We start from the raw sequence: 18,080 nt of genomic DNA on the forward strand, positions 1-18,080 counted from the left end.
CTTCCAGGCCTCTCGCAAAGCGAGGCCGGTCGACCGCCAGCCCTAGCTCCGTCCGCAACCCTATACCGCGCCCCGGCCGAAAGTCAGCGCTGCCCGTCCCTCGCGTCATCCTGATGAAAGTCAGGACCCGGAGCCACAAAGCACGACGCCCGTAACCCTGGATCCTGACCTTCGTCAGGATGACGAAGGCATGACGGCGCGGCACAAGCCCCCCTCCGTCTTTCTGACAAAAGTCAGGATCCAGAGCCGCAAAGCACGACGCCCGTAACCCTGGATCCTGACTTTCGTCAGGATGACGAAGGCTAGGACCTCACTCCCCCTCCCCATCGAGCCGCGCGAGGAACCCCGCCGCCTGCGCCAGCGTCGCGTCCCGGTCCGCCGGCTTCATCTTCGCCCAGTTGCGATACGGCATCGCCAGTCGCGGATTGCGGTCGAGCTTGTCCGCGTTGCGCACCAGGAAATCCCAGTAGAGCGCGTTGAACGGGCAGGCGTCGGGGCCGACGCGCTGCTTCACGTCATAACGGCAGTGCCCGCAATAATCGGACATCCGGTTGATATACGCGCCCGACGCCGCATAGGGCTTCGACCCCAGCAACCCGCCATCGGCGAACTGGCTCATCCCCAGCGTATTGGGCAGCTCGACCCATTCATACGCGTCGGCATAGACCTCCAGATACCATTCATGCACCTGCTTGGGGTCCGCACCGATCAGCAGCGCGAAATTGCCCGTCACCATCAGCCGCTGGATATGATGCGCATAGGCATGGTCGAGCGTCTGCCCGATCGCCTGCGACAGGCAGTGCATGTCGGTCTCGCCGGTCCAGTAGAAGTCCGGCAGGTCGCGCGTCGCATCGAGGAAGTTGCGCTCGACATACTCCGGCCCCTCGCGCCAGTAGATGCCGCGCATATATTCGCGCCAGCCGATGATCTGCCGGATGAACCCCTCGGCGCAGTTGAGCGGGACGCGCCCGGCGGCATATTCCGCCTCGACCGCGCGACACAGCTCGACCGGATCGAGCAACCCCGAATTGATATAGGGCGACAGCACCGCGTGCCACAGGAACGGCTGGTCGGTCAGCATCGCGTCCTGATAATCCCCGAAACGCGGCAACGCATGCGTCAGGAAATGCCGCTGCTGCTGCAGCGCATCGTCGCGCGTCGTCGCGAAATCGAAGTCGTCGAGGCTGCCGGGATGCTCGCCGAACCGCGCCGCGACCATCGCGAGCACCTCGGTCGTGATCGCATCGGGGGCAAAGGACAGCGGGCGCGGCATCAGCAGGTCGGCCTTGGCCGGCTTGCGATTGTCCGCATCGTAATTCCACTCGCCCCCCTCGGGCTTCTCGCCGTCCATCAACAGCCCGGTGCGGCGGCGCATCTCGCGGTAGAAATACTCCATCCGCAACTGCTTGCGCCCCTCGGCCCACGCCTCGAACTCGGCATGGCTGGCGAGGAAACGGTCGTCGGCGCGGATCTCGACCGGCAAGCCGAACAGCGTTTCCCAGGCGTCGAGCATTGCTGCAACGCGCCATTCGCCCGCCTCGGTCACGACGATCCGCGCTGGATCGTGCCGCGCGATCGCGCGCGCGACTTCGCCGGTGAAGCTGTCCGTCGACTCCGGATCGTCGAGCGCGACGTAATCGACGGTCCACCCGGCATCGCGCAGCGCCTGCGCATGATGCCGCATCGCCGACAGGATATAGGCGATCTTGCGGCGATGGTGGCGGACATAGGTCGTCTCGTCGGCGACCTCCATCATCAGCACGATCGTCGTCGCTGGGTCAGCCCCGTTGAGCGACGCGATCTGCAGCGAAAGCTGGTCGCCGAGGATCGGCACGAGCGTGGTTTTCTTGGCGGGCATCGCGTCCTACATGGCGAACCATGACCGCTCCTACAAACCCGTTATATCTGGGCCAGAACAGCGCCCTCCCCGCCTCGCCCGAAGAGGCCGTGCTCGATTACGTGCCCAACCCGCGCGTCGGCCGGACCTATCTGGTGCGGTTCGCGGTGCCCGAATTCACCTCGCTCTGCCCGGTCACCGGCCAGCCCGACTTCGCGCATCTCGTCATCGACTATGTTCCCGGCGAGACGATCGTCGAATCCAAGTCGCTCAAGCTGTTCCTCGGCAGCTTTCGCAACCATGCCGGGTTCCACGAGGATTGCACCGTCGGCATCGGCGAGCGGCTGTTCGACGAGATGAAGCCGGTGTGGCTGCGGATCGGCGGCTATTGGTATCCGCGCGGCGGAATCCCGATCGACGTCTTCTGGCAGTCTTCGGCGCCCCCCGCCGATCTCTGGCTTCCCGATCAGGGCGTCGCGCCATACCGCGGCCGCGGCTGAGCGGCTGACAACCGGAAACGTCTCGCCTTGTAATTCCCGGATATTGATCCCGATCAGCGCGTAAGTTTGTGTTGCAGTGCAATAAGATTGCAACTTTCGCGTGCGGTCGCGTGTTAGGGATGTGCGCACGACCGGGTTCGGTCGAAATGCGTGCACAGACAAGGGACAGGGTATGGCGTTACCGGCGGACGGGACCAAGATCACGCGGCTGGCATTGATCGGTAATTTTTTACCGAGGCAGTGCGGGATCGCGACCTATACGACGGACGTCTTCACCGCGATGCGCGCGCGTTTTCCCGACGTCGCGGTCGATGTCTATGCGATGGACGATCATCCCGGCCGGTACGCCTATCCCCCCGAAGTGTCGGGGACGATCCCCGAGACCGACCTGTCGGCCTATCTCGAGACCGCACGCAAGATCGACGCCAGCGGCGCGGATGCGATCTGGGTCCAGCATGAATACGGCATCTATGGCGGCCCGGCGGGCGATTACCTGCTCGCGCTGCTCGATCGCACGACGCTGCCCGTCGTCGTCGCGCTGCACACCATCCTCGAAAAGCCCAATCCCGACGAACGCCGCGTGATGGAAGGCCTGCTGCGCCGCGCCGCACGCGTCATCGTGATGGCCGAACGCGGTCGCGACATCCTGCAGCGCGTCTATGGCGCCAGCCCGCGCCAGATCGTCATGATCCCGCACGGCGTTCCCGATCGCGAACTCGTCGACCCCGACTCGCTCAAGCCGCAGTTCGGCTGGGAAGGCCGCAAGGTCGTCCTGACCTTCGGCCTGCTCGCGCCCAACAAGGGTATCGAGACGGTGATCGAGGCTCTGCCCGCGGTCATCGAGCGTCATCCGAACCTGCTCTATGTCGTGCTCGGCGCGACGCATCCGAACCTCGTCGCGCATCAGGGCGAGGCCTATCGCGATCGCCTCAAGGCGCTGGCCGAGGCGCGCGGCGTCGCCGGCAACGTCACCTTCGTCGACGCGTTTGTCGAGCATGACGAATTGCTCGGTTATCTGCAGGCGGCGGACATCTATGTGACGCCCTATACCAATCCCGCGCAGATCACGTCGGGTACGCTCAGCTACGCGGTCGGCGTCGGCAAGCCCGTCATCTCGACACCCTATGTCCATGCGACGGAGATCCTCGCGGACGGCCACGGCGTGCTCGTTCCGTTTGGCGACGTCGCTGCATTCGCGCGTGAGATCGATACGCTGCTCTCGAGCGATCGCGATCGCCTTCGCCTGTCGCAGCGTGCCTATGCGCGCGGTCGTACGATGATTTGGCCGCAGCTCGCCGAGACGTCGATGGCGGAGATCCGCGCGGTGGTCGCGGCACGCCCTTTTCGCCTCGCCAAGCCATCGGCACCGTTGAAGCCGCTCAAGCCTGATTTCGCGGCGGTCGAGCGGATGAGCGATTCGACCGGGATGCTCCAGCACTCGATCTATTCGATCCCCGATCGTCGCCACGGCTATTGCATCGACGACAATTGCCGCGCGCTGATGCTGATGAGCGCGATCCCCGACATGGATCCGATCCTGCGCGACAAGTGGACGACGATCTACGCGTCGTTCGTGCAATATGCGTGGAACCCGGACGAGCGTCGGTTCCGCAACTTCATGCGCTTCGACCGCAGCTGGTGCGAGGATGTCGGGTCCGAGGATTCGAACGGTCGTACCGTATGGGCGCTGGGCATCACCGCGCGCGATGCGCAGCTTGCCAAGCATCGTGACTGGGCGACCGCGATGTACGATTCGACCGCATCATGCGCGCTCGACCTCGGCAGCCTGCGGGCGCAGGCGTTCGCGATGCTTGGCGCCGCCGCGATGCTCGAGGCCAGCCCCGGGCACCAGCTGTCGCTGTCGATCCTCGCGAAATTCCCGGACATCCATCTGGCACTGCTGGAAAAGGCGCGCCGTCCGGAATGGCAGTGGTTCGAGATCGTCCTCGCCTATGACAATGCCCGTCTGCCGCAGGCGCTGATCCGTGCGGGCCAGGCGCTCGGGCGTCAGGACCTGATCGACTGCGGTCTGGCGACGCTCGACTGGATCGTCGCCAAGCAAACCTCGCCCGAAGGCCGCTTCCGCGCCGTCGGCACCGAGAGCTTTGGCCGGTCCTATGAGGATCCGTTGCAGTTCGACCAGCAGCCGCTCGAGGCACAGGCGACGGTCGACGCGTGCACCGCGGCGTATGAGGCGACCGGCGATCAGCGCTGGCGCGACGAGGCCGAGCGGGCCTATCGCTGGTTCCTCGGCGGCAACGACCTCAATCTGCCGCTTGCGAGCGTCGCCGATGGCGGGTGCTTCGACGGTTTGATGCCGACCGGATTGAACCGGAATCAGGGCGCGGAGTCGATTTTGGCGCTTCAATTGGCCAATTGTGCGATTTCGGGGGTATCAAACGCAGTCCAAAGCGTGGCAGGGACCTCGCGCGTCGTCGCATAGCCTCGCTAGCGTCGACGTCCCTAGGTCGGAACGGCGCGCGAGGCATTAGCACGATGGACCTGTTTACCCACCAGCTGCGGCTGCACGCGGACCCGTCGCGGGTCGTCGTCCGGCCGTTCCACATCGCCTGGGCGGGCAATGCCGGCGCCCCCAGCCGCACCGAGCGGCTGGTCGGCGAGGTGCTCGAAATGACGAGCGCGGAAGCACGGACCCAGCTCGAGGTCGTGCTCAAGGATTTCGAAGCCCGGCACTGGCAGACGCGGCGCGTGTTCATGACGCGCTACGACGAGATCGAGGACATGCTCGGGCTCAACGGTGCCGACATCGGCGACGAGAAGCGCCAGCTGATCGGCGCCTATTTCTGTCACGAATACAGCTATGCCGCCGCCGCGCTGATGAACCCCAGCGCTGTGCCGCATTTCGACCAGTCGGGGATGCCGCCGGGCTCGTTGCGCATCTTGATGTCGATGCGCGCCGTGGGCGAGGGACACATCTCCTCGGTCGCGTTCCGCGAGGGCATCATCACCTGCGAAAACCAGATGAAGCTCGCCCCCGAGCCGCCCTTCGCGACCGCCACCGACGCGGTCGGCAGTGGCGAGGACGAGATGCCGCAGGGCCCCGTCACCGTCTATCGCCACCGCGACAGCACGCTGAGCGGCACCGTGATCTTCCCGATCACGCAGGCACAGTCGAAGGGGCTCGAGGATCTGCGCATCGTCCGGTTCAGGCACGACGACGGCGAGTATGAATGGATCGGCACCTACACCGCGTATAACGGCTCGGTCATCCAGTCCGAGCTGATGCGCACGCGCGATTTCCGCGCGTTCGATCTGGTGCCGATGACCGGCCCTGCCGCGCGCAACAAGGGCATGGCGCTGTTCCCGCGCAAGGTGAACGGCCAGTATATGATGATCGGCCGACAGGACGGCGAGAACCTGTTCCTGCTCAAGTCGGACACGCTGACCGACTGGGACGACGGCGAGAAGATCCTGACCCCGCTCTACCCGTGGGAGCTGGTGCAGATCGGCAATTGCGGTCCGCCGATCGAGCTCGACGAGGGTTGGCTGCTGCTGACGCACGGCGTCGGCGCGATGCGCAAATATTCGATCGGCGCGGTGCTGCTCGACAAGGACGATCCGTCGAAGGTGATCGGCCGGACCGAACAGCCGATCCTCGCTGCTAAGGATCAGGACCGCGAGGGCTATGTCCCCAACGTCGTCTACAGCTGCGGTGCGCTGCGCCACGGCGACACGCTGTTCCTGCCCTATGGCATCGCCGACAGCTCGATCGGCTTCGCGTTCGTCAAGATCACCGACATGCTCGCCGCGATGCGGTGACCGAGGCGGCGGCGGCGGCGGCGTGTTCTACCCGCCGCCGTCCCGCCTCAGCGCGACGCCGCCCTGGTGCGGCGGTATAATATCCCGGTCAGCACTGCGAACAGCAGCGTTCCGCCAACGAGCGCGATCGGTGCAAACCCGTCGCCGACGAGCGCCAGCGGCGTTTCCTCGTTGGTCATGTACACGATCCCGGCAAAGCCGACGCCCCACAGCGATTCCCCGACGATCATCCCCGTGGCGGTCAGCACGCCCATCCGCTTCGCGAGTTCGGGGTCGCGCGCGCGGTCTGCCCAGCGGTCATAGGCAAACCCCACCACCGCACCGATCGTGACCGGCAGCGTCACCGCCATCGGCAGATACACGCCCAGCCCGACGCCAAGCGGCGGCAACCGCAGCTTGCCCGCCTTGCCCAGCAATTCGTCGAGCGCGATCACAGCGACACCGGTGATCGCGCCATAGCCGATCATCGCCCAGTTGAGATTGCCGCCCAGCACGCCCTTCGCGAGTGCCGAGATCAGCGCCGCCTGCGGTGCGGCGAGCGCATTGGGCCCTGCCCCCGGCGCGCCTGCGAAGCCCAGCGTGCTGCCGAGCAGGTTGAGCACCGGCGGCACGACGACCGACCCGAACACCACGCCGATCAGCAACGCGACCTGCTGTTTCCACGGCGTCGCACCGACCAGCTGCCCGGTCTTGAGGTCCTGGAGATTGTCGTTCGAGATTGTCGCGATGCCGAACACCACGCCCGTCACGATCAGGCCATAGGCGACCAGCGCCTGCGTCGTCCCGGGCTCGACCGCGCGGCCGAACCACGCGACGAGCAGGATCGACGCCGCGAGGATGGCGAGGATCCCGATCCCCGATACGGGCGAGTTGGACGCACCAATCAGCCCGGCCATATAGCCGCAGACCGCCGCGATCACGAGGCCGATGACGAGGATGAACACGAGGCTGCCCGCGATCAGCCCGATCGCCGACGCCTCGAGCGGTCCGCCCTCGAGCACCGTCCAGAGCAGGATGCCGATCGGCACCAGCATCGCGAGCGACGCAGCGCCGACGAACCCGATCGGAATGTCGCGGTCCTCGAGCGCGAGCACCGCACCGCCGCGTCGCGACGCCGAGGCGGCAAGCGCGGAGCGGACACCCCCGACCACCGGCCCCGCGATCGTGAGCAGCGTCCAGATCGCCGCGACGCCGATCACGCCCGCGCCGAAGAACCGCACGTCCGAGCGAAACACGGTCGTGGCGATCACCTCCGCGGTGCCCGTCACGCTCCCGCCCGCGGTGAGGATCGGCAGCAGGATCCACCAGCCGATCACCACGCCGGCGAACATCGCCATCCCGACCGAGATCCCGACCAGATGCCCGGCGCCCAGCAACGCGAACGACAGCCCGCCCGAGATCCCCGTCGCACCCGCGCCGACGCGGAACCAGGTCGCGGCCTCCGCGGCGACGAGCTTGGTCTGCGTCAGGATCGCGAACCCCGCCGACACGAGCGCATTGACGACGATGATGCCAAGCCCGCGTGCGCTCTCCGCACCGCCCTCGCGACTGCCGGCGCCGACCTTGAGCACCTCCGCGGCCGCACGGCCTTCGGGATAGGGCAGCACCGTGTCGACGACGAGCGCGCGGCGCAGCGGGACCGAGAACAGCACGCCCAGCACGCCGCCGAACATCGTGATCGCCGCGGTGGTGAAGAACGGAAAGCCCTGCCACCAGCCGATCATGACGAGCCCGGGCAGCACGAAGATGATCGCCGCCAGCGTTCCCGCGGCGGACGCGATCGTCTGGACGATGTTGTTCTCGAGGATCGTCGAATCCTTGAACAGCCGCAGCACCGCCATCGAGATCACCGCGGCGGGGATCGACGTCGCGAAGGTCAGCCCGATCTTGAGCCCCAGATACACGTTCGCCGCGGTGAACAGCAGCGTGATGATCGCGCCGAGCACCACCCCGCGGAAGGTCAGCTCGCGCATTGTCGTCGGGGTCGTCGGGGTCGTCGGGGGTGCGCTGCTGCGCGTCGCGTCGGTCATGTCGTAAGCCCCAGAGCAATTTGGGCGACTTGTGCCATGATGTGGGGCGGAGGGAAACCGCAACCCCCGCCACAAGGGCGAGCGGCCCTCTCCGAAACCCTACCGGTTTGCCATCCGCCGCGCGAAATGCACCTCGACCGCGCGCGTCACGCTCTGCGCGATCCGCTCCCGCCCCTCGGCGCTATCGAGGAACGCTGCATCCTGCGGGTTCGAGATATACCCCGTCTCGAACAGGATCGAGGGCATGTCGGGCGCCTTCAGCACCATCAGCGACGCCATCCGGTGGAAATTGGCCTTGAGCGGCATCAGCGGTTTCGCCTCGCGCCCCAGCAGTCGCGCGAACGTCGCCGACGCGTTCATCGTCTCGCGCTGCGTCAGGTCGATCAGGATCGACGACACGTCCGCCGGCGCCTCCCCCAGATTCACCCCGGAGATCACGTCCGCCTTGTTCTCGCGTGCCGCAAGCCGCGCGGCCTCCTTGTCGGACGCGACCTCGGACAGCGTGTACGCGGTTGCGCCCGTCGCGCCTTCGGATCCCGTGCTGTCGCAGTGGATCGAGATGAACAGGTCGCCCTTCAACCGGCGCGCCACGCCGTACCGCTCGCGCAGTATGAGGAACCGGTCGTCGCTCCGCGTGAGCGCGACGCGCACGCGGCCCGAGGCGAGCAACGCATCGCGGATTGTCTTGGCAACCTTCAGCGTCACGTCCTTCTCGCGCAGTCCGTCGGGGCCGATCGCGCCCGGATCGACGCCGCCATGCCCCGCATCGATCACCACCAGCGGTCGCGAATCGTCCCCCTCGACGCGCGGCAGCGCCACGCCGCGCGCGCGCGCGGGCACGGGGATCGACACCTTGTAGCGCGGTGCCGGTCGCCCGACGAAGCTCAGCGGAAAGAAGGTGATCGGGCCGGCGACCCCGGCCTGCGCGAATCCGCTCGCATCGACGCGGCGCAATGCCAGCGTCAGTCCGCGACCATCCGAGTCGAAGCCGCCATCGACGACGATCACCGGCTCGGACAGGTCGAACAGCATCCGCAGACCCGCCGCACCATGCCGGCGCTGCGTGACGCGGGTCACGACGCCCCCCGCCCTGACCTGTGCGCCGGGCGTCACGCCCGCAATATCGACCGCGATCTGCTGCCGTCCGGTGAGGATCTCGCTGGCCGCCCGGTCGACCGGCGCGTCGAAGCGGATGACGATCCGCGCGCTGCCGATCGCGACGCTCTGCACCGTCGCCGCGAGCGCGGGAACGCCGGACAGCCAACCGAGCATCAGGGCGAGGACCGCGACCATCCTGCGTCCATGCCGTGCGACCGCGCCGCCGGTCCAGCGAAAAGCCATGCCACACCCTTTCGATCGGTACATTCGATCACGCCGCTCCCTCTAGACCACGCCGCCGCAAAAGGGTGTTGCGGGGTAGGGTTAACCTGCCGTTTGCCGCGATTTACCGGCAATTCCCTGCTGCCCCGGCAAACGCCCCGACCCGCAAAACCTCTTCCCTTGGCATCCCGACACACCACAAATCCGAAAGCCGTGCGTCACCGGCCCCGACCCCGGATCCAGCGTACTCGAAGCCCCAACACGTCCCCGCGCCGCGCCAGTTGCGGGATCGGATATGCAGTGCTAGTCCTGTCGTGCACCCGTGCATCGCTTAAATTTTTACAGCGACGCGCCGGTCTCAACGCCCGCCTGCGATCCTCGCCGGCGCGGCAATTTCAGGTTGACGCTCGAATGACGCATTCCCCCCGCCCCGCGCACCGATCGGCCTTCGCCGACGGGATCGCGGTCGTGCGGGCGCCGCAGGGTCAGATCCCGCGGCATGCGCGCCGAGCAGAGGCAGTTTCGCATACCTTCCGCGGCTCAGGACGTCCGTGTCCGACCGCCCCACCATCAAGCGCGCGACGGCTGCCATCAGGCCCGGCGCGCGCGCGGAGACTTTATTATGACAACGCGTATGCTGATCGACGCACGCCACCGGGAAGAGACCCGGATCGCCGTCGTCAAAGGTAACCGGATCGAGGAATTCGATTTCGAGAGTGCCGAACGCAAGCAGCTCAAAGGCAATATCTACCTCGCCAAGGTCACGCGGGTCGAGCCGTCGCTCCAGGCGGCGTTCATCGATTACGGCGGCAATCGCCACGGCTTCCTCGCGTTCAGCGAGATCCACCCCGATTACTACCAGATCCCCAAGGAAGATCGCGACGCGCTGCTCCGCGAAGAGGCCGAGCATGCCGCCGAGGAGGCAGCCCTGCGCGCCGACTATGACGCTGACGAAGACGAGGGTGACGACGAGGACGATATCGAGGGCTTCGAGGACGATGGCGGGGTAGATCCCGACGTCGCCGACGAGCTCGAGGGCAACGAAGCTGGCGAGGCTCCGCGTCGCAAGCGCAAGCCGAGTGCCGACGATGCGGCGGTCGAGGACCTGCGCGAGCGTCGCATGAACCTGCGCCGCCGCTACAAGATCCAGGACGTGATCCATCGCCGCCAGGTGCTGCTCGTTCAGGTCGTCAAGGAGGAGCGCGGCAACAAGGGCGCAGCGCTGACCACGTACCTATCGCTCGCCGGTCGTTACTGCGTGCTGATGCCGAACACGTCGCACGGCGGCGGCATCTCGCGGAAGATCTCGAACGCAGGCGATCGCAAGCGCCTGAAGTCGATCATGGCCGACATGCAGCTGCCGCCGTCGATGGGCTGCATCGTCCGCACCGCCGGACTCCAGCGCTCGAAGGTCGAGATCAAGCGCGACTTCGATTACCTCGCCCGCCTGTGGGACGGGATTCGCGAAGCCACGCTGAAAGCGTCGGCCCCCGCGCTCGTCTACGGCGACAGCGACCTGATCAAGCGGGCGATCCGCGACATCTACAATAAGGAAATCGAAGAGGTCATCGTCGAGGGCGAGGACGGCTACCGCCAGGCGCGCGAGTTCATGCGCCTGCTGATGCCGACGCATGCACGGCGCATCAAGCATTATGCCGATCCCGTGCCGCTGTTCCAGCGCGCGGGCGTCGAGGATCAGCTGTCGGCGATGTACCATCCGGTCGTCCAGCTGAAGTCGGGCGGCTACCTCGTCATCAACCCGACCGAGGCGCTCGTCTCGATCGACATCAACTCAGGGAGGTCGACCCGCGAGCATTCGATCGAGCAGACCGCGACCGCGACCAACCTCGAGGCAGCCCAGGAAATCGGCCGCCAGCTCCGCCTGCGCGACATGGCCGGGCTCGTCGTCATCGACTTCATCGACATGGATAACAATTCGAACGTCCGTAAGGTCGAGAAGGCGATGAAGGAGGCGCTCAAGAACGATCGTGCGCGCATCCAGATCGGCCGCATCTCGTCGTTCGGCCTCATGGAAATGAGCCGCCAGCGGCTGCGCACCGGCGTGCTGGAAGCATCGACCCGCGCCTGTCCGCATTGCGAGGGCACTGGCCTGGTCCGCACCGCATCGTCGTCGGGCATCTCCGCGCTCCGCCTCATCGAGGACGAGGCCGCACGCGGTCGCGGCTCGCTGCTGACGCTGCGCGCGAGCCAGGAGGCTGCGGTCTACATCCTCAACCGCAAGCGCGCCGACATCGCCGAGATCGAGGATCGCTACGGCGTGATCGTCGAGATCATTCCCGGCCAGGACGAGGAAGGCGCGCACATGACGGTCGAGGCCAGCGGCCCGCCGCCCGCGCATCCGCCGAAGTTCGTGCAGATCATCGAGGAGGACGAGGACGACCTTCCCGAGGAGATCGAGGACGAGATCGAGGAGGACGAGGTCGAAGAGGCCGAGGCCGAGCAGCCGCGTCGTCGTGAAGGGGGTCGCGAGGGGGGCCGTGAAGGCGGTCGTGAAGGCGGGCGCGAGCAGGGCGCACGCGAGGCGCGTGACGCAGACGGCGAAGGCGGCAAGAAGCGTCGCCGCCGTCGCGGTCGTCGCGGTCGTGCGCGTCCCGGCGAAGAGGGTGCAGCCGAAGGCATCGCCGACACCGGCACGTTCGACGAGGCGGATGGCAACGTCGAGGAAATCGACGAGGTCGAGGGCGAGATCGTCGAAATCGGCGGCACCGGCGCGCTCGACGAAGCAGCGGACGGCGTGGCAGACGACGCCGCGGATGACGCGGCGCCGGCCGATCGGACGAACGGCGAAGGCGAAGGCCGCCGTCGTCGTGGTCGTCGCGGTCGCCGTGGCGGACGTCGCAACGAGCAGGGTACGGATCAGCCGATCGCCGTCAGCAGCGTCGACGATGCCGCGCTGATCGCCGACGCCCCCGAGCCTGATCGCACCGCGACGGATACGGACGAGGCCTATGTGCCTGCCGAACCGGTTGTGTCGGGCACCGTGGCCGACGAAGCACCCGCAGACGCGGCCGACGCGCCGAAGATGCGTCGTCGTCCACGCGCGCGTGCTGCGGCTGCCGCGAGCAACATCGCCGAGGCGGTTGCCGATGCCGCACCGAAGCCCCGTCGTGGCCGCAAGCCGCGCGTTGCCGAGGTCGAGGCCGAGGCGGATACCGGCGCTGGCGTCGAAGACGCGGTTGCCGAGCCCGCCATGGTCGAGCCCGCCGTGGCCGATGTCGCGGAGCCCGTTGCGGCCGAGCCCGTTGCGGCTGAGCCACGTGCCAAGGCGGGTCGTCGTCGTCGCGAGGCGGTTGCCGACGCGACGATGGACGAGGTGAGCGCAACGCCCGCCGAGACGATCGAAGCCTCGACGCCGAAGCCGAAGCGCACGCGTCGCAAGGCGGGTGACGTGGCGGTCGCGCCCGTCGCCGAAGCGCCCGCCGCGGAGGAGGCCCCTGCCAAGGTCGCCAAGCCGCGCGGTCGCCCGCGCAAGACCGCGGTGATCGAGGCAGGCGATGCCGCGCCGACCACCGACGCACTTGCCGCCCCCGTCGAGACGGCGGCACCCGAGGTCGAGGTCCAGCCGCAGGCCGATACGGGCAGCGGCAATGGTAATGACGATCCGGACGGCGCACCCCGCCGTGGCTGGTGGCAGCGCACGTTCGGCTGACGCTGGCACGCATCACCTGACAGACGGGCGCGACCGAAAGGCCGCGCCCGTTTTTCGTTGCGGGCCGTTCTGGAGCACCTGCGCCCGCGCCCAACCGCCCGAACGGCACCGTACACGCTGGCGCTGCGCCATTGCCCCCCCGCCCCCGATCGACGATAACGCCCGATATGAAGCGTTTCGTAGCCGCCGCGACCGCCGCCCTGCTGCTCTGGGTGCAACCCGCCCACGCGCAGTCGATCCTCCGCGATGCCGAGACCGAGACGATGTTCGCGGAGATGTCGGCGCCGCTCGTCAAGGCCGCCGGCCTGTCGCCGCGCGACGTCAAGGTCGTGCTGATCAACGACGACTCGATCAATGCCTTCGTCGCGGGCGGGCAGACCGTCTACGTCCATTCGGGGCTGTTGCAGGCGGCGGACAATGCCAACGAGGTGCAGGGCGTGATCGCGCACGAGCTCGGTCACATCGCCGACGGCCATGTCGTCCTCTCGGACCGCGGTACCAAGCCCGCGATGGGAATGTACCTGCTCTCGATGGTGCTCGGCCTGGCGGCGATGGCGGCGGGCAGCGGCGAGGCGGGCGCGGGGATCATGGCGGCGGGACAGCAGGCCGCGATGGGCAATTATCTCGCGTTCAGCCGCACGCAGGAATCGACCGCGGATGCCAGCGGCGCCAAATATCTGCGCGAGGCCAACGTCACCGGTCGCGGCATGCTGAGCTTCTTCAAGAAGCTGCAACAGCAGGAATATCGCTACGGCACCGCCAATATCGATCCGTACATGCAGTCGCATCCGCTCTCGGGCGAACGCGTCTCCGCGCTGACCGCGGATCTTCAGGCATCGCCGGCCTGGGCGATCAAACCCGACGCCGCGCTGGAGGAGCGCTTCCGCCGCGTGAAGGCGAAGCTCGCGGGCTATGTCATGCCCGCACCGCGGACGCTGCAAAGCTATCCGCCGAGCGACCAGTCGATCTATGCGCATTATGCGCGCGCCTATGCCTATCACAAGTCGGGCTACCCCGAGAAAGCCGACGCGGAGGCGGACGCGCTCGTCAAGGCGAAGCCCGACGATCCCTATTTCCTCGAGATCAAGGGGCAGATCCTGCTCGAGGCGGGCAAGCCGGTCGAGTCGCTCGTACCGCTGCGCGAGGCGACCGAGGGATCGCGCAACAACCCGCTGATCGCGACGACCTTCGGCCACGCGCTGATCGCGACCGAGAACAAGGCCAATTATCCCGAAGCCACCAGGGTGCTCCGGACCGCGGTCGCGCGCGATGACCAGAACCCGTTTGCCTGGATGCAGCTCGGCACGGTGTACGAACTCACTGGCGACACGCCACGCGCGGCGCTCGCCACCGCCGAACGCGCGAGCATGGGCGGCGACATGCGCACCGCGTCGTCGAGTGCGCGCTATGCGCTGGCGAACATCCCCGCGAACACTCCCGACTGGATCCGTGCGCAGGACATCGCGATGACCGCGCAAAACGAGATGGACGACAATCCAAAGCAGTATAAGCGCCGCCGATGAACAGATTCAGTTTGCCCGCGATCGCGGTGGCCGGTGCGATCCTCGGCGGGCTCGCGGTGTGGGGCTTTGACCGTCAGGGCGGCGGCGTCGAACGCGCGCAGGTCGAGGCGATCGTCCACGACTATGTCCTCGCGCACCCGGAGATCCTGCCCGAGGCGATGGAGAAGCTGCGCGACCGCGAATCCGGCAAGACGGTGACAGCCAACCGCGCCGCGATCGTCACGCCGTTCGGCAGCGCCTGGGCGGGCAATCCCAAGGGCGACGTCACGCTGGTCGAGTATTTCGACTATAATTGCGGCTATTGCCGCGCGAGCCTGCCGACGATCGCCAGGCTGATCGCGGCCGATCCCAAGGTCCGCGTCGTCTTCCGCGAACTCCCGGTGCTGAGCGCCGAAAGCCGCGTTGCCGCACGCGCGAGCCTCGCGGCGGCGGCGCAGGGCAAGTTCGCCACTTTCCACGACGCGCTCTACGCCGGCGGCCCGGTCAGCGACGCCTCGATCGCTGCGGCGGCCGCAAAGGCGGGCGTCGACACGGCACAGCCGGGCTTCGGGAAGACCGCCGACGCCGAAATCGCAAAGAACATGGAAACCGCCGCCAAGCTCGGTGTGACGGGCACCCCGAGCTGGGTGGTCGGCGACCGCGTCCTGTCCGGCGCATTGCCGCTCGAGGAGCTGCAAAAGGCGGTCGCCGCGGCGCGCGCCGGCTGACCCCTGTCATCCTGACGAAAGTCAGGATCCAGAGCCGCAACCGGAACGCGTGTGGCTCTGGATCCCGGGTCGAGCCCCGGATGACGGCAATGGGCGCTGACGGCCCCTATCAATATGTCCCCGCCGCCCCCATCTCCCCTCTCGAAAAAGGGGTGCCAATGACTGAACCGATCCTGTCCGTCGCGGGCGTCACCAAGACCTACAAGAGCGGCACCACCGCGCTCCACCCCGTCGATCTCGACATCCGCAAGGGCGAGATCTTCGCGCTGCTCGGACCGAACGGCGCGGGCAAGACGACGCTGATCAGCATCATCTGCGGGATCGTCACGCCGTCCGCCGGCACGATCAGGGTCGCCGGCTATGACGCGATCCACGACTACAAGCAGGCGCGCAGCCGCATCGGGCTCGTCCCGCAGGAGCTCAACGTCGACATGTTCGAGACGGTACTCGCCACCGTCACGTTCAGCCGCCGCTTGTTCGGCCGGTCGGGCCACAGCACGTATATCGAACAGGTGCTTCGCGACCTGTCGCTGTGGGACAAGCGCCATGCCAAGATCATGGAATTGTCGGGCGGGATGAAACGCCGCGTGCTGATCGCCAAGGCGCTTAGCCACGAGCCCGAGATCCTGTTCCTCGACGAACCCACCGCGGGCGTCGACGTCGCGTTGCGCCGCGACATGTGGAAGCTCGTCCACCGCCTGCGCGAAGGCGGCACCACGATCATCCTGACGACGCACTACATCGAAGAGGCCGAGGAGATGGCCGACCGCGTCGGCGTCATCAACAAGGGCAAATTGCTGCTGGTCGACGACAAGGCCTCACTGATGAAGAAGCTCGGCAAGCGCGAACTCGAGCTTTCGCTGCAGGAGCCGCTCGACACGATCCCGCCCGACCTCGCCGAATGGGACCTGTCGCTTCAGGACGAGGGCAAGCGTCTGCGCTACGTCTTCGATGCGCAGGCGGACCATACCGGCATTCCTTCGCTGCTCCGCAAGCTCGCCGAACTCGGCATCGGCTTCAAGGATCTCGAAACCAGCAAGTCGAGCCTCGAAGACATCTTCGTCGATCTCGTCGGAGACCGCGCATGAACGCCCCCCATCTGAACCTGCACGGTATCTGGGCGATCTATCGTTTCGAGATGGCGCGCGGGTTGCGCACGCTCTGGCAGAGCCTTGTCACGCCCGTGCTCACCACGTCGCTGTATTTCATCGTCTTCGGCGGCGCGATCGGTAGCCGGATGCAGGAAGTCGGCGGCGTCAGCTATGGCAGCTTCATCGTCCCCGGTCTGATCATGCTGTCGCTGCTGACGCAAAGCATCGCCAATGCGTCGATCGGCATCTACTTCCCCAAATTCACCGGCACGATCTACGAACTCCTGTCCGCCCCCGTCTCGGCGATGGAGATGGTGATCGGCTATGTCGGTGCGGCGACCACCAAGTCGGTGATCATCGGGCTCATCATCCTCGCGACCGCCGCGTGCTTCGTCCCGCTGCAGATCGCACACCCGTTTGCGATGCTGACCTTCCTGCTCCTCACGGCGGTCACGTTCAGCCTGTTCGGGTTCATCATCGGCGTCTGGGCGAACGGGTTCGAGCAGCTCAATTTCGTGCCCGCATTGCTGATCACGCCGCTGACCTTCCTCGGCGGTGCGTTCTACTCGATCGACATGCTGCCACAGCCCTGGCGCACGTTCAGCCTGTTCAATCCCGTCGTCTATCTGATCAGCGGTTTCCGCTGGAGCTTCTTCGACAAGGGCGACGTCGCGATCGGCGTCAGCCTTGCGGTGACTGCGGGGTTCCTCGTCGCCTGCCTCGCGGTGATCGCGTGGATCTTCAGGACCGGCTGGCGGATGAAGAACTGACGGTGAAAACGCCCCCCCGGCAGAGGCCGGGGGGCATGAACTGCCCGGCGCCCCCGTCGATGCTCGCCGCATGATCGCATGCGTGTCAGTCCCTGCCCCATGGACGCTCGCCCCTACGCGCGTCCCTCCGCGCCGGACCGTCGCCACGCGCCGCGCGCCAGCGGTCGCACCACGAGAGCGTTGAGGTCGATCACGACGTGCAGCGCGATCGCCATCCACAGGGCGCCGGTCAGCCCGTAGATCACGGCCAGCCCGCCGCCGACGATCGTCGTCGCGATCATGCCGCGCACGCCCTGGTACCGATGCACCGCGCCGAACAGGAGCGTGGCCAGGATCGTCGCCATCACCGCATCGCCCGATACCGTCGCGATCAGCAGCGGCAGGAACAGTCTGAAGTACAGCTCTTCGCTCACCCCGGCGCACAGCGACAACGCGGTGGCGGGCCACAGCTCCGAGCGCGCCTGTGGTGCGACGTCGGGCAGATGGGCGATCTCGAACGCGGTCTTCCCGCGGCGCCACCGCCAGTGCGTGATCGCCGCATTGACGATGCTGCCAAGCGCCATCCCCAGCACCAGCGGAGTGGTCGGCAGCAGCGGCCAGTCGTCGGGTATCACCCGCATCGCCGCGGGCTGACCTGCGCCCAGCGGACCCTGCCCCAGCAATGCCAGCCCGAGCACCGCCGGCAGCGCGAACGATACCGCCAGCCCCAGCGCCCATGCGGTCATCCTGTGCCCGCGCGTCCCGCGGCCGGGCAGCGCGAGACGTACCCGGAACGTCCGCCCCCGCCATGCGATCGCCAGCGTGTACGCCGCGACGATAACCAGCAGGATCGGCGCCGGCATCAGCGCGCCG

Annotated in this window: 12 protein-coding genes; 8 read left to right on the plus strand and 4 right to left on the minus strand. The window is 67.0% G+C overall.

The annotated features are described in order from the left end of the window. Nucleotides 1–310 precede the first annotated feature (310 nt). Nucleotides 311–1,858, minus strand: a complete 1,548-nt coding sequence (locus AC0CH3_RS09530) for a cryptochrome/photolyase family protein (protein WP_354303360.1) — start codon at nucleotides 1,856–1,858, stop codon at nucleotides 311–313. Nucleotides 1,859–1,878: 20 nt separating this feature from the next. Here AC0CH3_RS09530 and queF point away from each other — a divergent pair, with 20 nt between their 5' ends. From queF to AC0CH3_RS09545, 3 genes are all read left to right on the plus strand, one after another. Then, nucleotides 1,879–2,337 carry a preQ(1) synthase gene (gene queF / locus AC0CH3_RS09535; protein WP_037527914.1) on the plus strand — a complete coding sequence of 153 codons (459 nt, stop codon included), beginning with the start codon at nucleotides 1,879–1,881 and terminating at the stop codon, nucleotides 2,335–2,337. A gap of 172 nt (nucleotides 2,338–2,509) precedes the next feature. Beyond that, nucleotides 2,510–4,780 carry a glycosyltransferase family 4 protein gene (locus AC0CH3_RS09540; protein ID WP_354303362.1) on the plus strand — a complete coding sequence of 757 codons (2,271 nt, stop codon included), beginning with the start codon at nucleotides 2,510–2,512 and terminating at the stop codon, nucleotides 4,778–4,780. Nucleotides 4,781–4,833: 53 nt separating this feature from the next. Beyond that, complete coding sequence (locus AC0CH3_RS09545; RefSeq protein WP_056019959.1) at nucleotides 4,834–6,117, plus strand: glycoside hydrolase family 130 protein; 1,284 nt, start codon at nucleotides 4,834–4,836, stop codon at nucleotides 6,115–6,117. Between the two features lie 47 nt (nucleotides 6,118–6,164). Here AC0CH3_RS09545 and AC0CH3_RS09550 read toward each other — a convergent pair whose 3' ends face one another. Continuing rightward, the gene (locus AC0CH3_RS09550; RefSeq protein WP_465237803.1) at nucleotides 6,165–8,147 is read right to left on the minus strand and encodes an OPT family oligopeptide transporter; all 1,983 of its coding nucleotides are present in this window, start codon (nucleotides 8,145–8,147) and stop codon (nucleotides 6,165–6,167) included. A gap of 99 nt (nucleotides 8,148–8,246) precedes the next feature. Beyond that, nucleotides 8,247–9,488, minus strand: a complete 1,242-nt coding sequence (locus tag AC0CH3_RS09555; protein WP_465237804.1) for an N-acetylmuramoyl-L-alanine amidase — start codon at nucleotides 9,486–9,488, stop codon at nucleotides 8,247–8,249. 613 nt (nucleotides 9,489–10,101) lie between these two features. Here AC0CH3_RS09555 and AC0CH3_RS09560 point away from each other — a divergent pair. The 5 genes from AC0CH3_RS09560 (at nucleotide 10,102) to AC0CH3_RS09580 (ending at nucleotide 17,228) form a co-directional block, all read left to right on the plus strand. Further along, on the plus strand, nucleotides 10,102–13,137 hold the full coding sequence (locus AC0CH3_RS09560) for an Rne/Rng family ribonuclease (protein ID WP_354303576.1): 3,036 nt from the start codon (nucleotides 10,102–10,104) through the stop codon (nucleotides 13,135–13,137). 167 nt (nucleotides 13,138–13,304) lie between these two features. Then, nucleotides 13,305–14,660 carry a M48 family metalloprotease gene (locus AC0CH3_RS09565; RefSeq protein ID WP_056019947.1) on the plus strand — a complete coding sequence of 452 codons (1,356 nt, stop codon included), beginning with the start codon at nucleotides 13,305–13,307 and terminating at the stop codon, nucleotides 14,658–14,660. Beyond that, on the plus strand, nucleotides 14,657–15,367 hold the full coding sequence (locus AC0CH3_RS09570; RefSeq protein WP_333995946.1) for a DsbA family protein: 711 nt from the start codon (nucleotides 14,657–14,659) through the stop codon (nucleotides 15,365–15,367). The genes AC0CH3_RS09565 and AC0CH3_RS09570 overlap by 4 nt, the downstream gene beginning before the upstream one ends. A 158-nt stretch (nucleotides 15,368–15,525) precedes the next feature. Then, nucleotides 15,526–16,455, plus strand: coding sequence for an ABC transporter ATP-binding protein (locus AC0CH3_RS09575; RefSeq protein WP_354303368.1), 930 nt, complete (start codon nucleotides 15,526–15,528; stop codon nucleotides 16,453–16,455). After that, entirely contained in the window at nucleotides 16,452–17,228 is a 777-nt protein-coding gene (locus AC0CH3_RS09580; RefSeq protein WP_333995944.1) for an ABC transporter permease, read from the plus strand. Before AC0CH3_RS09575 ends, AC0CH3_RS09580 begins: the two co-directional genes overlap by 4 nt. 113 nt (nucleotides 17,229–17,341) lie before the next feature. Here AC0CH3_RS09580 and AC0CH3_RS09585 read toward each other — a convergent pair whose 3' ends face one another. Further along, complete coding sequence (locus AC0CH3_RS09585; RefSeq protein ID WP_354303370.1) at nucleotides 17,342–18,070, minus strand: CPBP family intramembrane glutamic endopeptidase; 729 nt, start codon at nucleotides 18,068–18,070, stop codon at nucleotides 17,342–17,344. Nucleotides 18,071–18,080: the final 10 nt, after the last annotated feature.

The sequence above is a fragment of the Sphingomonas sp. AC449 genome (assembly GCF_979253475.1).